Origin of the sequence: Spiroplasma endosymbiont of Eupeodes luniger (genome assembly GCF_964019525.1) — a bacterium.
In the GTDB taxonomy this organism is placed as follows: Bacteria; Bacillota_I; Bacilli_A; order Mycoplasmatales; family Nriv7; genus Nriv7.
This window is the reverse complement of the sequence record NZ_OZ026453.1, coordinates 122,619-144,517: the sequence shown is the minus strand read 5'-3', so window position 1 is coordinate 144,517 and position 21,899 is coordinate 122,619. Positions and strand designations below refer to the sequence as shown.

The 21,899-nt window shown below is 27.4% G+C and carries 39 protein-coding genes, 1 tRNA gene and 1 pseudogene; 15 read left to right on the top strand and 26 right to left on the bottom strand.

What is annotated here, in order from left to right:
- Window positions 1-2: 2 nt before the first annotated feature.
- The 19 genes from rpsE to rpsJ all read right to left on the bottom strand — a co-directional run bounded on the left by rpsE (window position 3) and on the right by rpsJ (window position 9,015).
- Complete coding sequence (gene rpsE / locus AACK86_RS00950; protein ID WP_338982102.1) at window positions 3-632, bottom strand: 30S ribosomal protein S5; 630 nt, start codon at window positions 630-632, stop codon at window positions 3-5.
- A gap of 18 nt (window positions 633-650) precedes the next feature.
- Window positions 651-1,007 carry a 50S ribosomal protein L18 gene (gene rplR / locus AACK86_RS00945; protein WP_422398256.1) on the bottom strand — a complete coding sequence of 119 codons (357 nt, stop codon included), beginning with the start codon at window positions 1,005-1,007 and terminating at the stop codon, window positions 651-653.
- 34 nt (window positions 1,008-1,041) lie between these two features.
- Window positions 1,042-1,584: a 50S ribosomal protein L6 gene (gene rplF, locus AACK86_RS00940; protein WP_338982101.1), complete on the bottom strand. Its 543-nt coding sequence runs from the start codon at window positions 1,582-1,584 to the stop codon at window positions 1,042-1,044.
- Between the two features lie 11 nt (window positions 1,585-1,595).
- Window positions 1,596-1,997 (bottom strand): 30S ribosomal protein S8, encoded by a 402-nt coding sequence (gene rpsH, locus AACK86_RS00935; RefSeq protein ID WP_338982100.1) that lies wholly within the window; start codon window positions 1,995-1,997, stop codon window positions 1,596-1,598.
- A gap of 17 nt (window positions 1,998-2,014) precedes the next feature.
- A complete protein-coding gene (locus tag AACK86_RS00930) occupies window positions 2,015-2,200 on the bottom strand; it encodes a type Z 30S ribosomal protein S14 (RefSeq protein ID WP_338968263.1) in 186 nt (61 codons plus the stop codon).
- Between the two features lie 16 nt (window positions 2,201-2,216).
- Window positions 2,217-2,756, bottom strand: coding sequence for a 50S ribosomal protein L5 (rplE, locus tag AACK86_RS00925; RefSeq protein ID WP_338982099.1), 540 nt, complete (start codon window positions 2,754-2,756; stop codon window positions 2,217-2,219).
- A gap of 19 nt (window positions 2,757-2,775) precedes the next feature.
- Window positions 2,776-3,087 carry a 50S ribosomal protein L24 gene (rplX, locus tag AACK86_RS00920; RefSeq protein ID WP_338982098.1) on the bottom strand — a complete coding sequence of 104 codons (312 nt, stop codon included), beginning with the start codon at window positions 3,085-3,087 and terminating at the stop codon, window positions 2,776-2,778.
- Between the two features lies 1 nt (window position 3,088).
- A complete protein-coding gene (gene rplN / locus AACK86_RS00915; RefSeq protein WP_338968266.1) occupies window positions 3,089-3,457 on the bottom strand; it encodes a 50S ribosomal protein L14 in 369 nt (122 codons plus the stop codon).
- Window positions 3,458-3,474: 17 nt separating this feature from the next.
- On the bottom strand, window positions 3,475-3,738 hold the full coding sequence (gene rpsQ / locus AACK86_RS00910) for a 30S ribosomal protein S17 (protein ID WP_338982097.1): 264 nt from the start codon (window positions 3,736-3,738) through the stop codon (window positions 3,475-3,477).
- Complete coding sequence (rpmC, locus tag AACK86_RS00905; protein WP_338982096.1) at window positions 3,722-4,297, bottom strand: 50S ribosomal protein L29; 576 nt, start codon at window positions 4,295-4,297, stop codon at window positions 3,722-3,724. Before rpmC ends, rpsQ begins: the two co-directional genes overlap by 17 nt.
- The gene (gene rplP, locus AACK86_RS00900; RefSeq protein ID WP_338982095.1) at window positions 4,297-4,779 is read right to left on the bottom strand and encodes a 50S ribosomal protein L16; all 483 of its coding nucleotides are present in this window, start codon (window positions 4,777-4,779) and stop codon (window positions 4,297-4,299) included. Before rplP ends, rpmC begins: the two co-directional genes overlap by 1 nt.
- A gap of 2 nt (window positions 4,780-4,781) precedes the next feature.
- On the bottom strand, window positions 4,782-5,459 hold the full coding sequence (gene rpsC, locus AACK86_RS00895) for a 30S ribosomal protein S3 (protein ID WP_338982094.1): 678 nt from the start codon (window positions 5,457-5,459) through the stop codon (window positions 4,782-4,784).
- Window positions 5,459-5,806: a 50S ribosomal protein L22 gene (rplV, locus tag AACK86_RS00890; RefSeq protein ID WP_338982093.1), complete on the bottom strand. Its 348-nt coding sequence runs from the start codon at window positions 5,804-5,806 to the stop codon at window positions 5,459-5,461. Before rplV ends, rpsC begins: the two co-directional genes overlap by 1 nt.
- Window positions 5,807-5,821: 15 nt before the next feature.
- Window positions 5,822-6,094, bottom strand: a complete 273-nt coding sequence (gene rpsS / locus AACK86_RS00885; RefSeq protein WP_215825748.1) for a 30S ribosomal protein S19 — start codon at window positions 6,092-6,094, stop codon at window positions 5,822-5,824.
- A 30-nt stretch (window positions 6,095-6,124) separates the two neighbouring features.
- Window positions 6,125-6,961, bottom strand: coding sequence for a 50S ribosomal protein L2 (rplB, locus tag AACK86_RS00880; protein ID WP_338982092.1), 837 nt, complete (start codon window positions 6,959-6,961; stop codon window positions 6,125-6,127).
- Between the two features lie 18 nt (window positions 6,962-6,979).
- A complete protein-coding gene (gene rplW, locus AACK86_RS00875; protein ID WP_215825746.1) occupies window positions 6,980-7,267 on the bottom strand; it encodes a 50S ribosomal protein L23 in 288 nt (95 codons plus the stop codon).
- Window positions 7,267-7,893: a 50S ribosomal protein L4 gene (rplD, locus tag AACK86_RS00870; protein WP_338982091.1), complete on the bottom strand. Its 627-nt coding sequence runs from the start codon at window positions 7,891-7,893 to the stop codon at window positions 7,267-7,269. The genes rplW and rplD overlap by 1 nt, the downstream gene beginning before the upstream one ends.
- 19 nt (window positions 7,894-7,912) lie before the next feature.
- Window positions 7,913-8,620, bottom strand: a complete 708-nt coding sequence (rplC, locus tag AACK86_RS00865; protein WP_338982090.1) for a 50S ribosomal protein L3 — start codon at window positions 8,618-8,620, stop codon at window positions 7,913-7,915.
- Window positions 8,621-8,697: 77 nt separating this feature from the next.
- Window positions 8,698-9,015: a 30S ribosomal protein S10 gene (rpsJ, locus tag AACK86_RS00860; RefSeq protein ID WP_338982089.1), complete on the bottom strand. Its 318-nt coding sequence runs from the start codon at window positions 9,013-9,015 to the stop codon at window positions 8,698-8,700.
- 345 nt (window positions 9,016-9,360) lie between these two features.
- Between rpsJ and AACK86_RS06735 the strand changes: the two genes are divergently transcribed.
- Both AACK86_RS06735 and AACK86_RS06730 read left to right on the top strand, forming a co-directional pair.
- Window positions 9,361-9,813, top strand: coding sequence for a transposase family protein (locus tag AACK86_RS06735; protein WP_422398203.1), 453 nt, complete (start codon window positions 9,361-9,363; stop codon window positions 9,811-9,813).
- Entirely contained in the window at window positions 9,798-10,190 is a 393-nt protein-coding gene (locus AACK86_RS06730) for a transposase family protein (protein ID WP_422398306.1), read from the top strand. The genes AACK86_RS06735 and AACK86_RS06730 overlap by 16 nt, the downstream gene beginning before the upstream one ends.
- 323 nt (window positions 10,191-10,513) lie before the next feature.
- Here the strand turns inward: AACK86_RS06730 and AACK86_RS00850 are convergent, their stop codons facing one another.
- The 3 genes and pseudogenes from AACK86_RS00850 to AACK86_RS00840 form a co-directional block, all read right to left on the bottom strand.
- A complete protein-coding gene (locus AACK86_RS00850) occupies window positions 10,514-10,831 on the bottom strand; it encodes a hypothetical protein (RefSeq protein WP_338982088.1) in 318 nt (105 codons plus the stop codon).
- A gap of 625 nt (window positions 10,832-11,456) precedes the next feature.
- Window positions 11,457-11,780, bottom strand: coding sequence for a transposase family protein (locus AACK86_RS00845; protein WP_422398311.1), 324 nt, complete (start codon window positions 11,778-11,780; stop codon window positions 11,457-11,459).
- A 259-nt stretch (window positions 11,781-12,039) separates the two neighbouring features.
- Window positions 12,040-12,869 (bottom strand): annotated as a pseudogene (locus AACK86_RS00840) (IS5 family transposase).
- A gap of 255 nt (window positions 12,870-13,124) precedes the next feature.
- Between AACK86_RS00840 and AACK86_RS00835 the strand changes: the two are divergent.
- From AACK86_RS00835 to AACK86_RS00815, 5 genes are all read left to right on the top strand, one after another.
- Window positions 13,125-13,667 (top strand): hypothetical protein, encoded by a 543-nt coding sequence (locus AACK86_RS00835; RefSeq protein ID WP_338982087.1) that lies wholly within the window; start codon window positions 13,125-13,127, stop codon window positions 13,665-13,667.
- Between the two features lie 29 nt (window positions 13,668-13,696).
- On the top strand, window positions 13,697-14,227 hold the full coding sequence (locus AACK86_RS00830) for a hypothetical protein (protein ID WP_338982086.1): 531 nt from the start codon (window positions 13,697-13,699) through the stop codon (window positions 14,225-14,227).
- A 37-nt stretch (window positions 14,228-14,264) separates the two neighbouring features.
- Window positions 14,265-14,708, top strand: coding sequence for a hypothetical protein (locus tag AACK86_RS00825; protein WP_338982085.1), 444 nt, complete (start codon window positions 14,265-14,267; stop codon window positions 14,706-14,708).
- A 128-nt stretch (window positions 14,709-14,836) separates the two neighbouring features.
- A tRNA-Trp gene (locus AACK86_RS00820) sits at window positions 14,837-14,911 on the top strand.
- Window positions 14,912-15,065: 154 nt separating this feature from the next.
- A complete protein-coding gene (locus tag AACK86_RS00815) occupies window positions 15,066-15,761 on the top strand; it encodes a hypothetical protein (protein WP_338982084.1) in 696 nt (231 codons plus the stop codon).
- 349 nt (window positions 15,762-16,110) lie between these two features.
- Here AACK86_RS00815 and AACK86_RS06725 read toward each other — a convergent pair whose 3' ends face one another.
- The 3 genes from AACK86_RS06725 to AACK86_RS06715 are packed head-to-tail and all read right to left on the bottom strand — an operon-like array spanning window position 16,111 to window position 16,941.
- Window positions 16,111-16,239, bottom strand: a complete 129-nt coding sequence (locus tag AACK86_RS06725) for a hypothetical protein (protein WP_422398255.1) — start codon at window positions 16,237-16,239, stop codon at window positions 16,111-16,113.
- Entirely contained in the window at window positions 16,181-16,504 is a 324-nt protein-coding gene (locus tag AACK86_RS06720) for a transposase family protein (RefSeq protein ID WP_422398311.1), read from the bottom strand. Before AACK86_RS06720 ends, AACK86_RS06725 begins: the two co-directional genes overlap by 59 nt.
- Window positions 16,489-16,941, bottom strand: coding sequence for a transposase family protein (locus tag AACK86_RS06715; protein ID WP_338982632.1), 453 nt, complete (start codon window positions 16,939-16,941; stop codon window positions 16,489-16,491). Before AACK86_RS06715 ends, AACK86_RS06720 begins: the two co-directional genes overlap by 16 nt.
- 372 nt (window positions 16,942-17,313) lie before the next feature.
- On the opposite strand from AACK86_RS06715, the gene AACK86_RS00805 reads away from it, so the two are divergent.
- The 8 genes from AACK86_RS00805 (at window position 17,314) to AACK86_RS00770 (ending at window position 21,678) form a co-directional block, all read left to right on the top strand.
- On the top strand, window positions 17,314-17,463 hold the full coding sequence (locus tag AACK86_RS00805) for a hypothetical protein (RefSeq protein WP_338982083.1): 150 nt from the start codon (window positions 17,314-17,316) through the stop codon (window positions 17,461-17,463).
- A 385-nt stretch (window positions 17,464-17,848) separates the two neighbouring features.
- A complete protein-coding gene (gene infC, locus AACK86_RS00800) occupies window positions 17,849-18,454 on the top strand; it encodes a translation initiation factor IF-3 (protein WP_338982082.1) in 606 nt (201 codons plus the stop codon).
- Window positions 18,399-18,605 carry a 50S ribosomal protein L35 gene (rpmI, locus tag AACK86_RS00795; protein ID WP_338982081.1) on the top strand — a complete coding sequence of 69 codons (207 nt, stop codon included), beginning with the start codon at window positions 18,399-18,401 and terminating at the stop codon, window positions 18,603-18,605. Before infC ends, rpmI begins: the two co-directional genes overlap by 56 nt.
- Window positions 18,606-18,620: 15 nt before the next feature.
- Entirely contained in the window at window positions 18,621-18,986 is a 366-nt protein-coding gene (gene rplT / locus AACK86_RS00790) for a 50S ribosomal protein L20 (protein WP_338982080.1), read from the top strand.
- Window positions 18,987-19,106: 120 nt separating this feature from the next.
- Window positions 19,107-19,604, top strand: a complete 498-nt coding sequence (locus AACK86_RS00785) for a dUTP diphosphatase (RefSeq protein WP_338982079.1) — start codon at window positions 19,107-19,109, stop codon at window positions 19,602-19,604.
- 13 nt (window positions 19,605-19,617) lie between these two features.
- Window positions 19,618-20,553 carry a hypothetical protein gene (locus tag AACK86_RS00780; RefSeq protein ID WP_338982078.1) on the top strand — a complete coding sequence of 312 codons (936 nt, stop codon included), beginning with the start codon at window positions 19,618-19,620 and terminating at the stop codon, window positions 20,551-20,553.
- A gap of 21 nt (window positions 20,554-20,574) precedes the next feature.
- The gene (locus AACK86_RS00775; RefSeq protein WP_338982077.1) at window positions 20,575-21,255 is read left to right on the top strand and encodes a SprT family zinc-dependent metalloprotease; all 681 of its coding nucleotides are present in this window, start codon (window positions 20,575-20,577) and stop codon (window positions 21,253-21,255) included.
- A gap of 273 nt (window positions 21,256-21,528) precedes the next feature.
- Complete coding sequence (locus AACK86_RS00770; RefSeq protein WP_338982076.1) at window positions 21,529-21,678, top strand: hypothetical protein; 150 nt, start codon at window positions 21,529-21,531, stop codon at window positions 21,676-21,678.
- Between the two features lie 33 nt (window positions 21,679-21,711).
- Here AACK86_RS00770 and AACK86_RS00765 read toward each other — a convergent pair whose 3' ends face one another.
- Window positions 21,712-21,885, bottom strand: coding sequence for a hypothetical protein (locus AACK86_RS00765; protein ID WP_338982075.1), 174 nt, complete (start codon window positions 21,883-21,885; stop codon window positions 21,712-21,714).
- Between the last annotated feature and the right edge of the window lie 14 nt (window positions 21,886-21,899).

Below are 21,899 nucleotides of genomic sequence, written 5' to 3'. Positions count from 1 at the left end.
AATTATTGTTCCCTTGCTAGTGATTTTTCACTAACTTTTTCTTTAATTTTTCGTAAACTATAAACTTGTTCTTTAGTTCGCATTTGTTTTAAACCATCCATTGCTGCTCTAATCATAATAAGTGAGGTATTAGAACCTAATGACTTAACATAAATATCTTGAACACCAGATACTTCAATTAAAGTCCGAACTGGACCACCAGCAATAATTCCCGTACCTTTTCTAGCAGGTTTAATTAGTACTCGTCCCCCACCATAATGACCAATAACATCATGAGGAACAGTAACGCCCACCATTGGAATCATAAAAGTATTTTTCTTAGCAGCTTTTGCTGCTTTTTTAATAGCATCAGGTACTTCATTAGCTTTACCAGTAGCAAACCCAACTTTTCCCTTATGGTTACCCACAATAACTACTACTGAGAAACGAAAATGTCGCCCCCCTTTAGTTACTTTAGTTACCCTTCTTACTTTAACGACCTTTTCTTCAAACTCTTCAACTGGTTTTTGAAAATTAGCATTTGATTTTTTAGTTCATCGTTTTTTATTTCGTTCACCATCACTACCTCGATTAGCAAAATTAGGCTTAGTTGGTGACGTCGTTAAATTTTGTTGATCTTTTTTTTCTTGCATTAACATACTTCTCCTCTACTAAAATTTCAATCCATGTTCTCTTGCAGCCTCCGCAAACGCAGCAATTTTCCCGTGATACAAGTAACCCCCACGATCAAAGACCACAGTGGTAATATTGTTTTCTAAAGCTTTCTTTGCTAGTATTTCTCCCAGAAGAGTAGCACTATCTTTATTTAAATTACTCTTACCTGCACCTGTCATTTGCAAAGTTGAGTAAGAAACTAGTGTCCGGTGCTGACTATCATCAATAATTTGTGCATAAAGATTCCTATTAGAACGAAATACATTAAGTCGGGGTCTTAATTCAGAACCAGTTATTTTTTTACGAATGCGAAAATGTCTAATTTTTCTTGCTTCATAGCGATTTGATTTCATTTTTAACTCCTTTGAAAGTAATCTAGACTATTGTCTATTTACCTGCTGATTTCCCTTCCTTACGAATAATGTATTCATTATCATATTGAATTCCTTTAGCTTTATACGGCTCTATTCGTCGAAAAGCACGAATATCGGCTGCTACTTGTCCAACTAATTCTTTACTAATTCCTGAAATAATAAGTTCTGTTGGTTTAGGACAACCAACTGTTATTCCCTCAGGGATAGTATATTGAATCGGATGTGAAAACCCTAAACTTAAATTTAGTTTATCACCCTGAATATTAGCACGATATCCCACCCCATTAATTAATAATCTTTTACTAAAACCAGTAGTAACACCTGTTAACATTCCTTCTAACAATGAATTAGTAGTTCCATGTAATTGCTTAGTATGTTTTTGTTCATTCGGTCTAATAGTTTTAATCGTTTGGTTTTCAACGATAATAGTAATTTTTTGTGGTAATTGTTTATTGAGTGTTCCTTTAGGTCCTTTAATAGTTACGATATTATTTTTTGCAATATTTATTTCAACGCCATCTTTTACAGATAGAATGCGATTACCAATTCTTGACATAATTTATCACCCTATCAAACAAAGGCAAGAACTTCGCCACCTAAACGATTTTCTCTTGCTTTTGCATCAGTCATAACTCCAAGTGATGTCGAAATAATTGCAATTCCTAAACCATTTAAAACCTTTGGAATCTCACTATTTTTAACATATACTCTAAGACCTGGCTTAGATATTCTCTTTAAACCTCAAATTACCCTTTGGCTTGCTTTATATTTTAATAAAATATCAATTTTGCTATGAGTTCCATCTTTGGGTTTCTCATTAATTTTAAAATCGGTAATATACCCTTCTTCTTTCAGAATTTGGGCAATTTGCAATTTTATATTAGAATTCGGAATGCTTACCTTTTTAAATTGTCGCTGATTAGCATTGCGAATTCTTGTTAGCATATCGCTAATTGGATCTGTCATCATATTTTACTAACTACCTCCTATCATGAAGCTTTCTTAAGCCCAGGGATTTGCCCTTTATTGCCAAATTCACGAATACATATACGACATAATTGAAACTTTTTTAATACTGACTTTGGTCGGCCACAATTTTGACAACGAGTGTATGCACGAACTGCAAACTTAGGAGTTTTTAATTGTTTTACTTTTAATGATTTTTTTGCCATCAGTTTCTTTCCTCTCCTATTTCTTAAATGGTGCACCCATTTTTTTTAGTAAAGAAAATGATTCATTTTGATTATTACTAGACATTACAATAGTAATACTCATTCCTCTTGTTTTTACAACTTTGTCGTAATCAATTTCAGGAAAAATCAATTGTTCTTTAATTCCTAATGTGTAGTTACCGTATTTATCAAAACCAGCTTTATTTAAACCACGAAAATCACGAACCCGAGGTAAATTAATATTAAATAATTTATAAAGAAAGTCATACATTTTAGTACCCCGTAAAGTTACTTTACACCCAACTGGCATTCCTTCTCGTAACTTAAAACCAGCAATTGATTTTTTTGCTCTAGTTATTACTGGTTTTTGTCCTGTAATTAAGTACAATTCTCGCATTACTATTTCAATATTTTTACTGTTACTAACAGCATCACCAATACCAACATTAACAACTACTTTGATAATTTTAGAAGCTTGCATTGTAGAAGTAAAACTATATTCTTGCATCATTTCCTGAATAATTTCATCTTGATATTTTTTTTGTAAATAATTCATCAAATTTTAACTCCTTAAATTAAATTCTTGTCTTGGTTTTACGAGCAATCCGATATTTTTTACCATCTTTAATCTCATAACCAATTTTAGTTGTTTTAGTTTTATCTTTACTATCTAGTAAAGCAACATTGGAAAGATGAATGCTTGCAGGAATTTCTTTAATTCCCCCTTCATTATTTTGGGTTGGTTTTTGGTTTTTTTTAATTGTAATGCCTTCAATTTCCACACGAAGTTTTTTCTTTAAAATATTAGTAACTGGTCCTTTAAAACCACGGTGTTTACCAGCAATAACTAATACTTGGTCACCTTTTTTAATTTTTATTTTTATCATCTTATATCACCTCAGTTGCTAAAGAAGCAATTTTATTAAATCCTGCTTCTTTTACTTCTCTAGCAATCGGACCAAAAATTCTTGTTCCTCTTGGCATTTTATCATCTCTAATAAGAACAGCTGCATTTTCCGAAAACTTAATATATGTACCATCACTTCTGCGAACAGCTTTTTTAGTACGAACAATAACAGCTTTAACAACTTGTCCCTTTTTAACAGTTCCCCCCGGTGTTGCTTGTTTAACTGAACAAACAATAACATCACCAACACTTGTAAATTTACGAACCGAACCACCTAAGTTCCGAATTACTAAAATTACTTTTGCTCCTGTATTATCAGCGACCCTTAATTGAGACTCAGTTTGAATCATAATCTATACTTCCTTTTCTATAAAATAATTGCTTTTTCAACAATTTTTACTAAACGAAAGCGTTTAGTTGCTGATAATGGTCTTGTTTCCATAATTAAAACACGATCACCCTCTTGGGAAGAATTGTCTTGATCATGAGCTTTAAACTTTTTTGAATATTTAACGCGTTTTTTATATATAGGATGATTTTTATATGTTTCTACTAAAACAGTAATTGTCTTCTCCATTTTACTAGAAACAACAATACCCGTATAAACCTTACGGTTATTTCTTTCCATCATTATCGCCTCGCTTTTCATCAGTTTTTGCTTTAGGGGTTATTGTTGCTGATTTAGATTTAGTAACTTTTGCTATTTTAACAGTATCTTCTTCTTTACTATCTTTACTTGTTATCGACTTAGAAACTTTTTTTTCTTTAATAACTGGTGCTACACCATCTTTAACTTTTTTAATTTCTTTTGCCACTAATTTTTGATTTTCCAGTTCAATTTGTTCAGTAACAACATCATCTTGCTTTTCAACAACTAATTTCTTTTCTTTAAGTTTAGGTTTTGCTTTCTCCTCAACAACTTTAGTTTTTTGATCAATTTCTTTTTTTAATGTTTCAGAAATAACAACTTTTTGTTGATTCAATGGTTTAACAATTTCACCAGCATCTTTTCTCATTTGTAAATGCGTTAATATTCTAGCAACTTCTCTTCGTAATTCTTTAATTCGATGGGGTTTTTCTAATTGTCCGGTTGCTGATTGAAATCTTAAGGCAAACAATTCTGCTTTTAATTCTTCAGCACGATGTTGTAAATCATTAATGCTTTTATCTTCAAATATTTTCTTTGCCATTATTCTTCACCTCGTTTAACGATTTTACATTTGATTGGCAATTTATGCATTGCCAGTATTAACGCTTCTCTTGCTACTTCTTCAGTAACACCAGCAACTTCAAACATAATTCGTCCTTTTTTAACAACAGCAACAAACTCTTCAGGAGACCCTTTTCCAGAACCCATTCGCACTTCAAGCGGCTTTTTAGTTTTCGCCATCTGAGGAAAAATGTTAATTCAAACTTTTCCCCCTCGTTTCATATATCTTGTCGCTGCAATTCTTGCTGCTTCAATTTGTTTTGAAGTAATTCAAAGACCTTGTAATTCAGGTTTTTTTTGTACTTGATCAGTATTAACAACAGTACTTCTTTTAGGTCTAACCAATTTTCCAACTGCTTGTAATCCAAATTCACCAAACGAAACCTTAGTTCCTCTTGTTGCTTTACCTTCATAAGAAACACGATGCGGACGGCGATATTTAGTTCGTTTTGGCATTAACATAATTACTTCGCCTCCTTAACAGAATTTTTCTTTTCTGGTAAAATTTCACCCTTATAAATTCAAACCTTAATTCCAATCAAACCATAAGTTGTCAATGCTGATGCTTTAGCATAATCAATATCACTTCGCAAAGTTGCCAAAGGAACACTTCCTTCAGCATAACCGTCACTACGAGCCATATCAACACCGCCAAGTCTTCCCGACACTAAAGTTTTAATTCCCTTCGCCCCAGCTTTCATTGCTTTACGGATTGCTAATTTTTGTATCGTTCTAAACGATGCCCGATTAACAATTTGTTGCGCCATATTTTCAGCAACAAGTTGGGCATTCAAATCAGGAACTTTAATATCAACAACATTAATCTTAATGTCTAATTTACTTTTAGTTGTCAAACCAATTGCACGCCGAATAGCTTTAATAATATTTTCAATATTTGAACCCTCTTGGCCTAAGACAACACCCGGACGCGAAGAATGAATGAACAGCGTAATATTTTCTTTCGTGCGTTCAATTTCAATTTTAGCAATTGCTGCATTTTTTCACTTTTTCAAAATTACTTTACGAATTTTAATATCAGAATGTAATCAATTAGCAAAATTTTTATCTTTAGCATATCATCTTGAGTCTCAGTCTTTATTAATACCAAGTCGTAATCCATGTGGACTTGCCTTTTGTCCCATTATTGATTACCTCCCTTTTTGTCTGTTACGACAATTGTAATGTGACTAGTTCTTTTTAATATTTTATAAGCTTGTCCATGATCTGATGGTCGAAACCGTTTTAAAGTTGCACCCTCATTCACTAAAACCTCTTTAATTAATAATGCATCTCCATCCATCGCATAATTATTTACCGCATTAGCAATAGCGGATTTTAGAAGTTTAAGTACTGGCTCACTAGCTTTTTTATTAGTATTCATTAAAATCGCTAAAGCATCAGTAACTGGTTTTCTTCTTATTAATTCAGCAATTAATTGCACCTTTCTGGGGGCAATTCTAATTGTTCTTAAAATAGCTTTTGCTTCCATATTTTAAACTCCTTACTATTTCTTCTTCTTATCATTTCCGTGCCCACCAAACGATCTTGTTGGTGCAAATTCACCAAATTTATGACCAACCATATCTTCAGTTACAAAAACCGGAACATGCTTTCTACCATCATGAACAGCAACTGTATGATTAATGAAGGCAGGAGAAATAGTAGAGCGACGCGATCAAGTTTTCATTACTTCTCTTTTATTATTACTATTCAACAACTCAACTTTTTTCAATAAATGTGACGCAATATATGGTCCTTTTTTTAATGATCTTCCCATCCTTAACGATTTCCTTTCATAAGCATTACCCTATTTTTTCTTTCTTCTAATAATTAATTTTGTTGAAGCCTTACGAGGATTACGAGTTTTCATCCCCAATGTCTTCTTACCTCAAGGTGTTACAGGAGCTACTCTTCCAATCGGCGCTTTTCCTTCACCACCACCATGTGGATGATCATTAGGATTCATAACTGAACCTCTAACCGTCGGACGAATTCCTCTTCAACGATTTCTTCCTGCTTTTCCTCAATTAACTAAGTTCCGATCTTCATTACCAACTTCACCAATTGTTGCTCGACAAGATGCTAATATCTTGCGAACCTCACCAGAATTTAAACGAATCGTAACATAACGACCACTTTCATCTTTTCCTAATAATTGAGCACTAGTTCCCGCACTTCTAGCTAATTGACCACCTTTTAAAGGTCGCAATTCAATATTATGAACTACTGTTCCCTCAGGCATTTTTCCCATTGGCATACTATTACCAACTTTAATATCCACCAGAGAACCACTAACAATTTCCATTCCTACTTCAAGAGTTTTAGGTGCTAAAATATATCTTTTTTCACCATCAAGATAATTAATTAATGAAATAAACGCATTACGATTAGGATCATACTCAATACTTGCTACTTTACCAATAATATTGTCTTTATCACGTTTAAAGTCAATAATACGATATTTTCTTTTATGACCGCCACCTTTATGACGCGTAGTAATAATTCCCCGATTATTCCGACCAGATTTCCTATTTAATGTAGTTAATAATGATTTCTCTGGTTTATCAGTTGTTAAAACTGAATAATCAAGAGTTGTCATATTACGACGACCATTAGTAACTGGTTTATATTTCTTTATTGCCATAACTCTTACTCCTTAATATTATTCGTTATTAAATAACTCTAATTTTTCACCTGGTTTTAAAGTAAAAATCGCTCTTTTACTAGCATTAGTTAATCCTTCAAACCGTCCCATTTTTTTAGCTTTCGGTTTCTTTTTAATAATATTTACCTTAAGAACTTTAACTTCAAAAATAGTTTCAAATGCTTTTTTAATTTGTGTCTTATTAGCCTTATAATTAACTTCAAAAGTATATTTACCATCAACATTAATTTTTAAATATGACTTTTCTGTTAAGACTGGCTTTTTAATTACTTCGGTAATATGCATTATGCCAATACCCCCTCAATGTTTACTAACGCCTCTAAAGTTATTAATAACTTATTAGCATGCAATAAATCATAAATATTTAAACTACTAGCAGCAATGACATTAAATTTTGCAATATTACTTGCTGATTTAGCAATCACTTCATCAGCTACACTAGTAATTAATAATGTTTTATTATCCACTAACTTTAAATTTTGACAAATTTGTAAAACTGCCTTTGTTGAATATTTTTCTAAACTAATAGTATCAACAATAATAAGTTCATTATTTTGTGCTTTTAAAGATAACGCCGATTTTAATGCTAACTTTCTTACTTTTCGATTAACATGCAATTTATAATTTTTCTCAACTGTCGGACCAAATACAATTCCCCCGCCTTTTCATTGTGGCGAACGAATTGAACCTTGTCTGGCTCGTCCTGTTCCCTTTTGCTTTCATGGTTTTTTACCACCACCACTAACTTCACCACGAGTTTTAGTTTGATGTGTTCCCTGTCTTCAAGACGCTTGTTGAGCAATTGTCGCATCAAACATTGCTTGTTGATGAGGCGTAATATTTCAAACTTTCTCATTTAAACTAACATCTTTAACAACATTACCATTAATATCTAATACTTGTAACTTCATCATTTTTTCTCCTTAATAATTATGCTGTTGGGGCACTGCTAGTAACATCTACTGTAGTAGTTTCAACAGGTGGTTTATTGTTAACTAAGTTTGGTGGTGTTTTTGTTTTTAAGCCCTTAACTGCTTCAGTAATAACAACAAACTGTTTTTTAGGTCCCGGAATTGAACCTTTAACTAATAGCGCATTCTTAGCAACATCAATATGAATTACTTGCAAATTTTGCATTGTAACTTGTTGATGTCCCATTCTTCCTGGCATCTTTTTTCCTTTAAAAATTCGGTTCGGAGCAATCGCACCCATTGAACCAATTTCACGATGAAATCCAGAACCATGAGCCATGGGCCCTCTTGAATAATTATGACGTTTAATAACTCCTGCAAAGCCTTTACCCTTGCTAATGGCTCGCACATCCACTAATTCACCCGGAGTGAAAATATCACAATTAATAATATCTCCCATATTAAACCCTGACATTTCACGAATCTCTTTACTAAACCTTTTCGGAGTTGTCTTAGCTTTTTTAAAATGTCCTGTCAATGGTTTATTAACTAAATTAGCTCTTTTATCTTCTACCGCTAACTGCAATGAAGTATAACCATTTTCCTCTACTGTTTTAACATCAGTAACAACATTAGGTTGCACTTCAATAACTGTTACGGGAATTATCTTTCCTTCAACAGTAAAGACCTGACTCATAGCAATTTTTCTGCCTAAAATTCCTTTCATAAGAATTTTACCGTCCTTTCCAACTTATCATTATTGTGTATATCATTGCCTTTTAAAATATATTTCTAAAAGGTTGACTAGGTAATTGCATTTAATTTAATCTCAATATCCACACCACTCGGTAGTTGTAATCTTGATAAACTATTTACAGTTTTTGGCGTTGGATTAATAATATCAACGATTCTATTATGAGTTCGAATTTCAAACTGTTCACGAGCATCTTTATGTTTATGAACAGATCGTAAAACAGTATAAATTTCTCTTTTGGTTGGCAAAGGAATCGGTCCCTTAATTTTTGCTCCCGTCAATTGCGCTGCTTGAACAATTTTAAAAATTGACTGGTCAACAGTTTTGCTATCATAACCACATAAACGAATTCTAATTTTTTGAGCCATAACACGGTCTCCTTCCTGAATTAAAAATTACTTTTGCTACAACGCTTCTTGGCGTATCAATAATGGTACATATAATATACACAGTTAAATATTATACACTATTCCTTAGCAATTACAAATATATTTAACACGCTGGTTGCGACTTCAATTCAAATATTTCTAATTCATTAAAAAGCAAATATTTTCATCGCCCACTATCTTAATAACGCTACATCCTTCTCTTAAAACAAGTTATTATTCAACACCTGAAAATTACTTTTAATATCTCCCTCATCATTAGACTTCTTGCGATACCTTTTTTATTAAAATATTCTTATAAAATATAATTTATGAGGATATCAAAATATGAACAATAATAAATTTAATACTCTTAATGATAAAGAATGGTTAAGATTAACAGGAATAAAAAAATCCACTTTTAATAAAATGTTAGATATTTTACAAGTAGCTGAAACAGAAAAATTTAAAAAAGGTGGTAAAACTAATAAATTATCACTAGAAAATAGATTATTGATGACTTTATCATATTGACGAGAATATCAGACTTATTTTCATCTTGGTAAAAATTTCGGAATTAGTGAAGCTAATTGTTATCGCAATATCAAGTGAATTGAAGATATTTTAATTAAAAACTCTGATTTTCAACAACTTGCTGGTAAAAAAGCACTAATAAATGATTATTTTAATGATAAAACTATTATTATTGATGCTACCGAAACTCCAATCCAACGCCCAAAAAAAGACAAAAACAATCTTATTCTGGTAAAAAGAAAAAACACACCATTAAAACACAAGTAATTATCGAACAAGAAACCAGAAAAATTATTGCAACAAGTTTTTCACTTGGGAAAAAACATGATTATGCTTTATTTAAAGAATCAAAAATCCCAATTTTAAAAAATACCAAATTAATAGTTGATAGTGGTTATCAAGGAATACAAAAAATTCACAATAATGTTCTAATACCTACAAAGAAAACAAAGAAAAACCATTTAAATAAAGCACAAAAACAACATAATAGACTAGTTTCAAAAATGAGAATTATTATTGAAAATATTTTTGCTATTCTTAAAAAATTTAAAATTATGACAGAAAAATATCGTAATCGTAGAAAAAGATTTGGTTTAAGATTTAATTTAATTGCCTCAATTTATAATTTGCAATTATTAATTTAACATAAAAGATTTATTTAAAATTAAAGAATTTAAATAATAAATTCATTTTTTGTTGTGGCAAAATATTAATTTTTTAGATAAAAGACATAATTAATTAAAATTATATTTTTCTATTACTGTCTTTTTACAAATATTTGTAATTTTTTTAATAGGTTATGCAAGAAGTCTATTCAACAACTTAAATTGCAACTTCCTAATCATAACAATTCTCACCCTCAATCCAGCACTTAAAAAAGCATCTCTAGAGATGCTTTTTTGTTGTCTTAGTCTTCTGACATTTAACAGAAGGAACTACTTAATATTTCTATTTCTTAATTATAAATTTATTTTTTATTTCCATTAATTAATTGCTTATAAATTTTGTAATCTTTAGCTAAAATAATCTTTTCATGAAATAAATTATTTCTAAAATTAATTAACTCTGTTGGTAATTCTTCATTTTTTTCTTTTTCTTTTAATTTTTGAATTAATCTAGTTATTTCTTTAATTTTATGAATGCAATTAATCTTATTATTTTCTTTTAAAATATAAAATGAATAAGAGTGAATATTTTGATAATCAATTCTTATTTGTTTATTTCCTTCAACGGTTTTTACAGCACTATTTTTATTACAGTTATTAATGAAATCAATTATTTTCAAAGGATTTAATTTAGTGAAATTAAAATTGTCTATAACTATCTTAAGTTTTTCAGAAATATCAAAAGTTAAACTGTTATTAACAAAGGTTACATTTTTTTAAAATTCGCATAATTTTCAAGTTTTATTACTTTAATTTTTTCACTTAAACAATTAAAAATATCTTTTTCTGAAAATTGATCTTGTTTTTCAATTGAAAATAAATCTGATAAATTTTTTTCAACAAATTTGTGATAAAAACTAGCATTATAACTTTGATATTTTATATGTCTTATTCTACTTAACTTTTCTCTTCTATTCTTTATATCTTCAACAATTAGTTTATATAAATCTTCAATAGTATCAATATTTTTAATATTAAAGTCATTACTAGATTTCAAGTCAAATATTATACTTCTTGCATAACCTATTAAAAAAATTACAAATATTTGTAAAAAGACAGTAATAGAAAAATATAATTTTAATTAATTATGTCTTTTATCTAAAAAATTAATATTTTGCCACAACAAAAAATGAATTTATTATTTAAATTCTTTAATTTTAAATAAATCTTTTATGTTAAATTAATAATTGAAAATTATAAATTGAGGCAATTAAATTAAATCTTAAACGAAATCTTTTTCTACGATTACGATATTTTTTCTGTCATAATTTTAAATTTTTTAAGAATAGCAAAAATATTTTCAATAATAATTCTCATTTTTGAAACTAGTCTATTATGTTGTTTTTGTGCTTTATTTAAATGGTTTTTCTTTGTTTTCTTTGTAGGTATTAGAACATTATTGTGAATTTTTTGTATTCCTTGATAACCACTATCAACTATTAATTTGGTATTTTTTAAAATTGGGATTTTTGATTCTTTAAATAAAGCATAATCATGTTTTTTCCCAAGTGAAAAACTTGTTGCAATAATTTTTCTGGTTTCTTGTTCGATAATTACTTGTGTTTTAATGGTGTGTTTTTTCTTTTTACCAGAATAAGATTGTTTTTGTCTTTTTTTGGGCTTTTGGGCGTTGGATTGGAGTTTCGGTAGCATCAATAATAGACTTCTTGCATAACCTATTAAAAAAATTACAAATATTTGTAAAAAGACAGTAATAGAAAAATATAATTTTAATTAATTATGTCTTTTATCTAAAAAATTAATATTTTGCCACAACAAAAAATGAATTTATTATTTAAATTCTTTAATTTTAAATAAATCTTTTATGTTAAATTAATAATTGCAAATTATAAATTGAGGCAATTAAATTAAATCTTAAACCAAATCTTTTTCTACGATTACGATATTTTTCTGTCATAATTTTAAATTTTTTAAGAATAGCAAAAATATTTTCAATAATAATTCTCATTTTTGAAACTAGTCTATTATGTTGTTTTTGTGCTTTATTTAAATGGTTTTTCTTTGTTTTCTTTGTAGGTATTAGAACATTATTGTGAATTTTTTGTATTCCTTGATAACCACTATCAACTATTAATTTGGTATTTTTTAAAATTGGGATTTTTGATTCTTTAAATAAAGCATAATCATGTTTTTTTCCAAGTGAAAAACTTGTTGCAATAATTTTTCTGGTTTCTTGTTCGATAATTACTTGTGTTTTAATGGTGTGTTTTTTCTTTTTACCAGAATAAGATTGTTTTTGTCTTTTTTTGGGCGTTGGATTGGAGTTTCGGTAGCATCAATAATAATAGTTTTATCATTAAAATAATCATTTATTAGTGCTTTTTTACCAGCAAGTTGTTGAAAATCAGAGTTTTTAATTAAAATATCTTCAATTCACTTGATATTCCGATAACAATTAGCTTCACTAATTCCGAAATTTTTACCAAGATGAAAATAAGTCTAATATTCTCGTCAATATGATAAAGTCATCAATAATCTATTTTCTAGTGATAATTTATTAGTTTTACCACCTTTTTTAAATTTTTCTATTTCAGCTACTTGTAAAATATCTAACATTTTACTAAAAGTGGATTTTTTTATTCCTGTTAATCTTAACCATTCTTTATCATTAAGAGTATTAAATTTATTATTGTTCATATTTTGATATCCTCATAAATTATATTTTATAAGAATATTTTAATAAAAAAGGTATCGCAAGAAGTCTAATAAACAAAATCATAGTCTATTTTCACAAATTGTTGATACCTTTGACCACGAAATTAGTGATGAAAATTACCAACAAATTAAAAAAATTTAGAAAATTTTAAAAAATTCTTAAATAATATCAAAGACGCAACAGTAATAAACAATTTTAAGAAAATTGAAAAAGTTAAAGTTGCCTTAATTAAAGCTTTGATGTCAGTTAAACATATTATTAGTTCTACTGACAATACAGAATATCAACTAACCGCTTCAGAAATATCAGAAGATGAATTACAACAAAAAAGAAACCAATATTTTAAAGCAATTAAAGATAATTTCAATCAAATTGAAGAAATTTTCTTAAAACTATTTAATAAATATCAAAATGATTTTAATGCTTACGATAAACTTAACTTTGCTAGTAAAAATGCTAATATTACAAATAAAGATTTTTGAACCAATGAAACTGAACTCTCAGATTTTGAAGTAAAAATTAATCAAGTGAGTTCTTTTATTAACGAATGAATCGGATACTTTAATAAAAAAGATACCGAAAATAAATGAATAAAAGAAAAAGAAAAAATAATAAAAGAAAAAGATCAATTAATAGCAGCAAGAGATGAACTAATAACAGAAAACCATAAATTAATAAACGACAAGGATACAACTGAAGAAGAAAAAGAAAAATTAATAAGAGATAAAGAGCAATTAGAAAAAGATAAAGAGAAATTAGAACAAGATAAAAAACATTAGACAACCACAACAATAAATTGGCTGTTGTATTGAAAATTCAAAAACTTATTGAAGATTATAATGAAAAAAATTCCCTACCATATAACTTTGCGAAAGGTGAAACCAAAATTAGTGAACTTCAAAACACTGCTGAAAGGATAATACAAATAAAATTTAATAACCTACTAGATAATAGCCGAGCAACTATTGATCCACACAAACTTCTTTCAGCAGGTAATTTTTTTCATAACGAAGAATTATTTGATTGAAACCAAGAAATTAAAGAAAACTTTATTGTAAAATCAAAAATAACATTAAAGTTTAGTGATGATAATGAATTTATTGATTACCAATTGCCTTACATAAAAATTATTTTTGATAGTAGTCGTTATAATCAAATTAAGCAACAAAAATTAGACTATGAAAAAATAATTACTGATCTTAATAAAAAAGTTAAAGAAAATTCAGGTAAGTATGAAAAAGTAACTCATATCGAAAAAAATGAATTTATTAACTATTGATATGATGAAGAAGAAAAACAAATATATTACAAAAGTGATAACAAAAAAAAGAATCATTAATATCAATATCCCTCAATTAAAAGCACCAAATATCAAAATGGATTCAATTAAAATCAAGGAAGTAAATGTTGGTTATGATACCAACAAAGATTCTGTCCATTATGAAAGTATTTGAAGTCAAGAAACTAGTCAAGGTATTAAACAACTAAATATTATTAAAAATCATTTTCAACAACAAAAAGCTTTTGCAGTAACATGAAATACTAGTTCTAATCTTTTTGGTGTTAGTTATGTTTGAGGTAACGCTTATTCTGGTGATTTAGACTGAGGCAAAGGTCAATCAATGGATGAATTCTTTTCTGAAGGGCATGTTAACCAAAAACATTATTTCTATCAAAAAAACTTTTGATTTAACATTACCTATGAAGTAGAAGAACTAATTGATAATGAAAATATCAAGACAAAAATAAAAGATTATGAAAACTTCATTAATGAAATTAATAACGAGATTAAAAATCTTAAAAATATCATTAAATCTTAATATTTAAATAATGTTGTCACATTGCGCTAAGAATTATGTTCTTAGCATAATTTTTAATTACTCAATAATAAAATAATAGATTAATTAAAAAATTAACTAAAAGTCCTTTATAATTAGGATATAACATTGAGGGTATAGTTCAATGGTAGAACGTTAGTCTCCAAAACTAAATGTTGTGGGTTCGAGTCCTACTACCCTCGCCAATTATTAAATTACTCTAATTTTGATTGACATTACATATTATCCAATTTATAATTATTATAAATAATTAGTACTAAAAATTATTATCAATTAAAATTATGGAGAAAAAATATGCTCAAAGAAAAACATATTATATTTAAAATTACCATTTCATCAATGGCATTAGGGTTAGCACTAGCATTATCAATGTTAGAAATTCCTATTCCCTTACCTAATTTACCAGCAGCCAACTTTGAAATTGGTGATACCCTAATTTTATTAGTTATACCATTAATTAGTCCTTGATTTGCAATGCTAATTGGTGCAATTAAACCTTGATTACATATGATAATTCCCCACCACATTGCTCACGGTAATATTGTTGTTAGTTCCACAATGGGAATGATGTTAAATGCCCTCGTTATTGGACTATATTTTCTATTAAACTGAATATGGAAAAGATTATTTCACAAAGAAAACATTTATACTAAATGCACCACTATTCTTATTTGTTGTTTAACAACTGCACTATTTGCTGCTGTAAATGCTCAATTGTGAGCTGCTGATGCTTTAGGTTTTCATACACACAGTCATCCAATGACAATATATCCAATAATAATAATTAATAAGTGTAAAAATTTTTCTCTTCATGACCCAATCAAAGAAATATCCGAGGAACCACTAAAAACACAAATGCTAATTTTTTATGGCATTTACGGTGGTTTCATTTTTGTAAAATATCTCATCACCTTTGGTGTAATGTTAATTCTGGAAAAGCCAATCTTACGATATGCTGAATCAGCTCACTATTCTTATCACCAACGAGAAAAAGAAAAAGCAGAAGAAAAGAAACACAAGAAAGTAAATAAATAAAAAATGTAGAATTATGTTGATGTTCATAATTCTACATTTTTAGTTTTTACAAAAACGGATATAAACCGTTCCCTTCATCCCACGAATTTGTTCAAGTATCATAACATCTTCATCGTGAACGATTTGATATTAACTGCTTTGTACAATCAGTATAACGAGCTTTTACAATATCATATTTATCAGACTTCTTGCATAACCTATTAAAAAAATTACAAATATTTGTAAAAAGACAGTAATAGAAAAATATAATTTTAATTAATTATGTCTTTTATCTAAAAAATTAATATTTTGCCACAACAAAAAATGAATTTATTATTTAAATTCTTTAATTTTAAATAAATCTTTTATGTTAAATTAATAATTGCAAATTATAAATTGAGGCAATTAAATTAAATCTTAAACGAAATCTTTTTCTACGATTACGATATTTTTTCTGTCATAATTTTAAATTTTTTAAGAATAGCAAAAATATTTTCAATAATAATTCTCATTTTTGAAACTAGTCTATTATGTTGTTTTTGTGCTTTATTTAAATGGTTTTTCTTTGTTTTCTTTGTAGGTATTAGAACATTATTGTGAATTTTTTGTATTCCTTGATAACCACTATCAACTATTAATTTGGTATTTTTTAAAATTGGGATTTTTGATTCTTTAAATAAAGCATAATCATGTTTTTTCCCAAGTGAAAAACTTGTTGCAATAATTTTTCTGGTTTCTTGTTCGATAATTACTTGTGTTTTAATGGTGTGTTTTTTCTTTTTACCAGAATAAGATTGTTTTTGTCTTTTTTTGGGCGTTGGATTGGAGTTTCGGTAGCATCAATAATAATAGTTTTATCATTAAAATAATCATTTATTAGTGCTTTTTTACCAGCAAGTTGTTGAAAATCAGAGTTTTTAATTAAAATATCTTCAATTCACTTGATATTCCGATAACAATTAGCTTCACTAATTCCGAAATTTTTACCAAGATGAAAATAAGTCTGATATTCTCGTCAATATGATAAAGTCATCAATAATCTATTTTCTAGTGATAATTTATTAGTTTTACCACCTTTTTTAAATTTTTCTATTTCAGCTACTTGTAAAATATCTAACATTTTATTAAAAGTGGATTTTTTTATTCCTGTTAATCTTAACCATTCTTTATCATTAAGAGTATTAAATTTATTATTGTTCATATTTTGATATCCTCATAAATTATATTTTATAAGAATATTTTAATAAAAAAGGTATTGCAAGAAGTCTATTATATCCAGAAACTGATGCCAATAAAAAATTAACTGTTAATAAAGATACTGTTGATTACGAAGTTACTATTAATGGTGAAAAATATCAAGTTAGAGGACAATTAATTAATATTAAAGTTGACCCTAATTATTAAGCGTTTAAATGATTTAGCAAAAGAAATTAATAATATGGAAGTAGATTTAGGACTGCTATGTATAAGACCTAAAGATGTATTAGTTAAACAAATAATTCAGCAATTAGAATAAAGAGGATTTACTAACTTAGATGATGTTACGATTGAATCATTAGATGTTCCTAATGTCTTGAAAAAAACTTTAGATTTAGTAGGTGGGTTTTTAGGTAATAAAAAATATGCTAAGGTTCGTGTTAAAGTTACAATTGGTGGTTATGAAAAAATTGTTGTTGTAAAATATGCTGTTGTTGTTGATCCTACCTTATGTATTTTTGGTTAAAGTGCAAAACGACAAACTAGGAGTTGAAAAATATTAGCTAAAAATTTTAATAACGGTTACTTAATTTAATGGGTACCGTTATTATTTATGTTATAATAACTTTTGTAAGTAGAAAATTTAAAACGATTTCCACAATAGTTTTTGATTTTCTACTTTCTTTTTGTTTTTTTATAAGTTTAATATTTTTTTGCATTTTTATTTATTTATGTTATTATTTATAGGAACATAAATAAAAGAAAATAGTGTTACACTCACCTGATAGCAATATATTATCGTTATGGGTAAACAGCTAATAATAATTTTAGATTTTAAATCTAAATATTTTAATTATGAGTGTGTATTAGTACAGAATTTTTCTATGTTGTTATAGGAGGTTTTCTATTTTATGAAACATAAGCCAAATACTGATTTTATTAACCAAAATATTCGTTTTCGTGAAGTTTTAGTTATTGATCAAGATGGCAATCAATTAGGTGTGATGTCATGAAATGATGCTTTAAGAACTGCTAAAGAGCAAGGACTAGATTTGTTTGTTGTTGCACCTAATGCTAATCCGCCAGTGTCGAAAATTTTAGATTATGGCAGATATAAGTATGAAGAGCAAAAAAAAGATAAAGATAATAAAAAAAAGCAACGAATTATTCAAAACAAAGAAATGCGTTTAACACCTAATATTGGTGAGCATGATTTGCAATTCAAAGCTAAGAAGGTAATAGAATTTTTAAAAGATGGTGATCGGGTTAAAATATCTTTAAAGTTTCGAGGTAGGGAATCACATCGTAAAGAGTTTGGTTATGAAACATTAATGCGGTTTTATGATTTAGTAAAAGAGTATTGTAAAATTGAAAAAACACCAAAGTTAACTGGTCAGTTTTATGATATGTATTTAATTGCTAGAAAAGATAAGACTTTAAATAAAGAAAAGGAGCAAGAAAATGAGCAAAAAAACACCAAAAATGAAAACAAAAAAAGCATTAAAGAAACGAATTAAAATTACTGGAACTGGTCAATGAATGCGAGACCGTGCTTTTACTTCTCATTTAGCGGAAAGTAAGTCAACTAAACAAAAACGACATTTAAGCAAAAAAGGAACAGTACATAAAACTGATTACCGAAGATTAAAAAATTTACTACTTAGTTAGAAAGGAAATATAATAATGGCAAGAGTTAAAGGAGGCGTTACTACTAAGAAACGTCGTAAAAAGGTTTTAAAACAAGCTAAAGGTTATTTTGGTTCAAAAAATACATTATTTAGAACTGCTAAAGAACAAGTAATGAAGTCTTTAGCATATGCTTATCGTGATCGTAAAAAGCGTAAATGCGAGTTTCGAAGTTTATGAATTACACGAATTAATGGTGCTGCTAGAGAATGTGATATGTCTTATTCACAATTTATTAATGGTTTACATAAAGCGAATGTTGATATTAATCGAAAAATGTTATCGGAAATGGCAATTCATCAACCAGCTGAATTTAAAAAATTAGTTGATTTATCTAAATCAGCATTAGAAAAAAAAGATTAATTTTATCTAGTAATAATTTATAAGTTATTACTAGGTTTTTTTTATTTTTTTATTTGCAACTTGAAAAAATATAATTATAATAAATAAAACAATATAAGTTAGGGATGGGTGAAACATATTTTGGATTTACAATTATGAAAACAAATTATTAATTTGCAAAAAAAGTTAGATGCAAGAATTTTAGAAGAAAAAAAATTATTAGTTGAAAAAACAATTGATAAACGATTTTTATCTTTATTAGTAGAATTATCGGAATTTAGTAATGAATTACGATGCTTTAAATATTGATCAAATCGTATGACATATAAGTCAAAAGAATTAGTTTTAGATGAATTTATTGATTGTCTGCATTTTCTTATTAGTATTGGATTAAGTTTTAATATTGATTTAGAAGCATATTCTTATGAATTAAAGCAAGAACAAGATTTAACATTGTTAATATTAGAAACTTTTAATCATACGATTGCTTTTTGAAAAAATATTACTAATGATTATGCTAACATTTTAAATCATTTTTTTACAATTGCTAATGTTTTGCAGTTTAGTTTTCAAGATATTTTTCAAGCCTATTTAAATAAAAATGAGATTAATCATCAACGAATAAGTAATAACTATTAAGGGAGAAGTAAAGATGTTTTTATCATTATATGATTTTTTTAATCCAGCAGGAAGTTCTGGTGAAGTTATTACTAAAATTGGTGTTACTTGACAATATTGATTACCAGTTATTTTATCATTAATTGCTTTGGGTTGTTTGTTTATTTTTAAAACAGAATATGTTAAGTTAGCACAAAATAAATTATTTTTAAGAATTCTTGGTATTTTTCAAATTTTCTTATATTTTCTTTATTATTTTTTACATTTTTTATATTTATATTATTTTAAAGAATCAGGAAAAAGCTTACGAGGTTGGCCTTGAATTTTCCCGTTTCATTTAAGTTCAATAACACAAATTATTAGTGGCATTTTATTAATTAAGGCTAATGATAAATTATTTAGTATTACTGCACCTTGAGTAGTAATTATGGTTTTTGCAAGTTTACTAATTCCTGCTGATAAATCGTATGGACCGCAACATTTTTCTTACTGGTTATATTATGTTTTACATGTTATTATTATTTTTACTTATTTATTTTTATATATGTATGGTATTATGCAATATCATCGTGATTATTTATTATGAAGTTTTATTAGTTTAATTATATTTAGTTTAATGGCTTTAAGTTTTAATGCTCTTTCATTAGTTATTGCGAAAAATGAAAATGAAATAACTAATTTATTATTTATTGGTCGTGATGGTTATCCATTATGAGGTAGTGGTAATAACGCTGTTACTACTGCTAATATTTTTGATCGAACTGGTCGTTTGTGACCATTAGGTTATATTTTTATATTTACTTTTGGGATATTTTTTACATCTTTAGGTTATTTAATTTTAACGAAGGTGCAACCTTATTATTGTAAAAAAGGAAATAAATTTGTTCCTTTAAAAAGAGTAAAACAACCGTGGGATTTTAAAGTTTTGGGAATAATGTTTAAAAACATTAAAACAATATTTAAAAAGTAGTAGTATGAGGATGGTTATTAGATGCTTAAAAAGCAATTAGTTTATGAAAATGTGGCGTTGGATTATTATTTGCAACAAGGTAAAAGATTATCAGTAAGATATTGTTCATCGGATATTATTGTCAATGCTCCCTTAGGAATGAAAGAACAATATATTGAGGATTTTCTTATTATTAATTGAAAAAAAATACAAAAAATTATTAATAAACCAACAAAGATTTTAATTAATTTGCGTCAAAAACCATATTTTGTTTATTTCTTAGATAAGAAATATGAGGTGCAAATTAATTATTTTGCTAATAACAATAAAGTTATTTTTGTCGCAACAACTATTGTTCTTAATTTAAAAAGCAATGATGCGATGCAACTTGTGAAAAATTTTAATAAATTTCTTAGTAAGCAAGCTGAATTATATTTGGGTTCCCGAGTTGCATTACTTGCTAAAACAATGAATTTAAGTTATCAACAACTTAAGTTTAGAGTGATGCGTAGTAAATGAGGTGTTTGTCATTTTAACAAGCAAAAAATTGTTCTAAATTCCAAAATTATGCATTTTAATTTTGAGATTATTGACTATGTTATTATTCACGAGTTATCCCATTTACGAGAACCTAATCATAGTAAAGCATTTTGGGAATTAGTGGTGCACTTTTGCCCTAATTTTAAAGTTTGTCAGCAGATTTTAAAACAAGTTTTTTTGTAAAATTGTTCTGATTGTAAAATCAATAAAAGTAATTTGATGTTAGTGCTTAAAACAATTTAAATTTTATTAATAAATATTGAATATATATTTTTTAAATATGATAAAATAATTTTGAAGTTAGCAACACCGGTATTTAATTTAAAATTAATAATTTATATGTTACATAATAAGTGAATCATTTTTGATATTTTTTGTTTTAAAAAGGAGGAATTAGTTATAAAAAATAATTAATAAAAATTCTCATAAAAGGTTTTGATATATATGAAAATCCATTTGACATTATTAAGTAGTTTATTACTTAGTAGTCAGGGATTAGCAGTTATTATTAATCAAGTTAAGCAACAAGAAATTTGTAATGAAACTAAAATGGTATCAAAAACAGCTACCGATATTAAAAAAGAATTAACTTCTTTTTTTTGCTAAAACTTATGATTGAGGTTTTAGTACTTATAATATTTATGGTGATATTTTAGTAAAACTTAAAAAGGAATTAAAAACTATTAGTGAAAATTTTACTGTTCAATTTGCGATTGCTAAAAATACTGATCGGATTGCTATTAAAACGCTTAATAATAGTGTTTTTAGTTTAAAACTAGTTATTAGTGATAATTCTTTTGGTAATAATGACATTTATCAATATGATT